The sequence below is a fragment of the Pseudomonas rossensis genome (assembly GCF_039888995.1).
In the GTDB taxonomy this organism is placed as follows: domain Bacteria; phylum Pseudomonadota; class Gammaproteobacteria; order Pseudomonadales; family Pseudomonadaceae; genus Aquipseudomonas; species Aquipseudomonas rossensis.
In genome coordinates, this window is the sequence record NZ_JBBWCB010000273.1 from 1 (window position 1) to 2,444 (window position 2,444).

At 58.2% G+C, this 2,444-nt stretch carries 2 protein-coding genes; one reads left to right on the forward strand and one right to left on the reverse strand.

Translation table 11 applies throughout. From position 1 onward, the window contains the following. The first annotated feature begins 67 nt into the window (after nt 1-67). Nucleotides 68-292, forward strand: a complete 225-nt coding sequence (locus tag WLY71_RS30305) for a YgdI/YgdR family lipoprotein (protein ID WP_347806513.1) — start codon at nt 68-70, stop codon at nt 290-292. Nucleotides 293-387: 95 nt separating this feature from the next. On the opposite strand, the gene WLY71_RS30310 is transcribed toward WLY71_RS30305, so the two are convergent. Then, nucleotides 388-2,241: a polyurethane esterase gene (locus WLY71_RS30310; protein WP_347806514.1), complete on the reverse strand. Its 1,854-nt coding sequence runs from the start codon at nt 2,239-2,241 to the stop codon at nt 388-390. Between the last annotated feature and the right edge of the window lie 203 nt (nt 2,242-2,444).

Sequence of the window (2,444 nt, forward strand, 5' to 3'; positions counted from 1 at the left end):
GAGGTACAGTGACGATTGATTTCGTTCGCGACAGTCGCGCTGTTTTTTTGAAGTATAAGAGGTGGTTATGAATATCAAGACTCTGGGCTTGCCCCTGGCGGTAGCGGCCTTTCTGGCCCTGGCCGGTTGCTCGACGCCAACGGTTGTGACGCTGCAGAACGGCTCCCAGTATTTGACCAAGGACATGCCGAAAACCAAGACCAAGGACGGCTTCTTTGAGTTCGAAGATATTTCCGGGACGAAAGTGAAGGTCAAGGCCGATGAAGTGACCACGATTCGACAGGAAGACTGAACAACAAAATCAAAAGATCGCAGCCTGCGGCAGCTCCTACACACCCATGATCGGTGTAGGAGCTGGCGAAGCCTGCGATCTTTTGGCGAGCAACCCTAGGCGATAACGATTCCCCCGCCCGACAAGCTATCCAGCCCAACCCCGACCAACGTCACCGAATCCCCCCCAAATGTCAGCACCGTGTCGTGCCCCACCGCCGTGGCATGCGCCCGATAGTCGTCGTTCGGCGTCACGCCTTGAACTCCGAGAAACACCAGTTTGTCGCTGGCCTGGTAGCCAACCACGCGGTCCTGACCAAACGCGCCGCTAAACAGGAACGTATCGATCCCGCCCCCCGACTCCAACAAGTCATTGCCCGCCCCGCCGACAAACACGTCGCTGCCCTTGCCGCCAAGCAAATGGTCGTTGCCGTCCAGCCCCAACAACCAATCACCAACGGCATGAGCCGTGAGCGTATCGGCACCGGCGCCGCCCTTCACTGTTGACGCGTACTGAGTCAGGTTGCTGCCCGCCTTAAGGCCTTCGGCAGTGACGCTGTGGGTCACGTCATCCTTGAACAGGCCCCACAGAAACCCCGGCTCCTTGGTCACAATGCTGCCGATGTCGCGGGTAATGCTGATGCCGCCATTGGCGTCGCGAATGTACAGGTTGCCGGCGCCGTCGTTGGCGAAGTCGAGATTGTTCACCGACTGCTGCACGTCCAGCACGTTGTTGCCCTTGCCGCCCAACAAGATGTTGTAGCCACCACCGTCGCGGAAGGTGTCGTTGCCATCGCGGCCTTCCAGGTAGTCGTTGCCTTTGCCACCCTGGATCAGATCGTTGCCGTCGCTGCCGATGATGAAAGTACTGCCCTTGTGGGTTTCAGCGTTGCGATTCAGATCCTGAACCCAAGTGTTGGCGCGCGCCGGGTCCGACAGGTTGGCAACGATGATCGTCGAGTCTTTACTGGTGAGGTCGTAGAACTTCGACTCGATCACCCGGTTCATGCCGTCGCCATAGGCGGTAGGCAAGTGCGAGATCCAGGTCGGAATGTTAAGGATGGAAAACGGCAGCACATTCCACGCTGTCGAAGCGTAGTGGTCATTGAAGCTGACGATGTTATCGGTCGCCGAAACCTTGGCGGCATCGTGCACGCCCACCGATGACAGGTTAAAGGATGAACCGTCGAGGGCGCGGTACACCGGGTCGTTTTCGTAACCGACGTTCAGCACTTTGTCGGTGCTGCTTTGGGTCGGCGAGGCGTAGGCGATGTAGTTGGAATCCTGGTAGAACCCGGCCCACTTGTCGTTGCTTAAATCCGCCAGGCTGTTGACCGCCAACCCACCGAGGCTGTGACCGCTGACCAGTACGTCCTTGCCCGACAGGCCATTAGCCCGGGCAAAGGCCGCAACGTCGCTGAGCAGATTACCGAAGGCTTCGCCGGCGTAGTTTTTCGCATAATCCTTTGGCCCCAACGCCGCCAGCAGATCATTGATCACATCGCCGATGGAGTCGCTGATCTGGCTTTCTCGTGGGCCGCTGGTGCCGCGAAAGGCGATACCGATTTCGCTGAGATGACCCTGCGCGTCGTACTTGCCGAGGATTTCCACCTGAGCGCTGGTGTACCCGGCCTTTTCGCCGAAGAACGTTCCGCGTGCATCGACCTTGCCGTCATAGCCCAGTTGCGTGGCGGTGATCGGCGTCCAGCCGGCTTTCTGCACCGCGTCCAGCGCGGCTTTTTCCGAATCGGGGTTCCATGGGATTCCGGGAATGACGCCCTGGGAGTCGGTGCCACCGATCAGTGCGGTCACCAATGTCACCGGCAAGCCAAGGCCAAAGCCGTTGTGCTGATAGCCGGTGGCAAAGCCGTTATCCAGGTTGTGGTAGGAATACAGCGTGATCGCCATCGCGTCGGTAAATAACGCTTTGGAATCTGCTGTGCCGAAGTTTTTGTAGTCGTACACACCCATTGGTATTGCCTCTCTCTTTGTTGGAATTGTCAGAGATAGCTCACAACCAGAACGCCTCAATCACGAGGCGTCCCGGAGCATTTAGTGCATGCAGCCTTAGGCAAACGTAATGCCTGAAGCCGACAGGTTATCCAGTCCCACCCCCACCAGGGTCACAGCAAAGTCGCCAATCTTCAGCACCGTGTCATGGCCCGACTGCGAAG

Excerpts from the sequence above, each read along its gene's own strand:
- WLY71_RS30305 (WP_347806513.1), top strand. The coding sequence starts at position 68 with ATGAATATCAAGACTCTGGGCTTGCCCCTGGCGGTAGCGGCCTTTCTG.
- WLY71_RS30310 (WP_347806514.1), bottom strand. The coding sequence starts at position 2,241 with ATGGGTGTGTACGACTACAAAAACTTCGGCACAGCAGATTCCAAAGCG.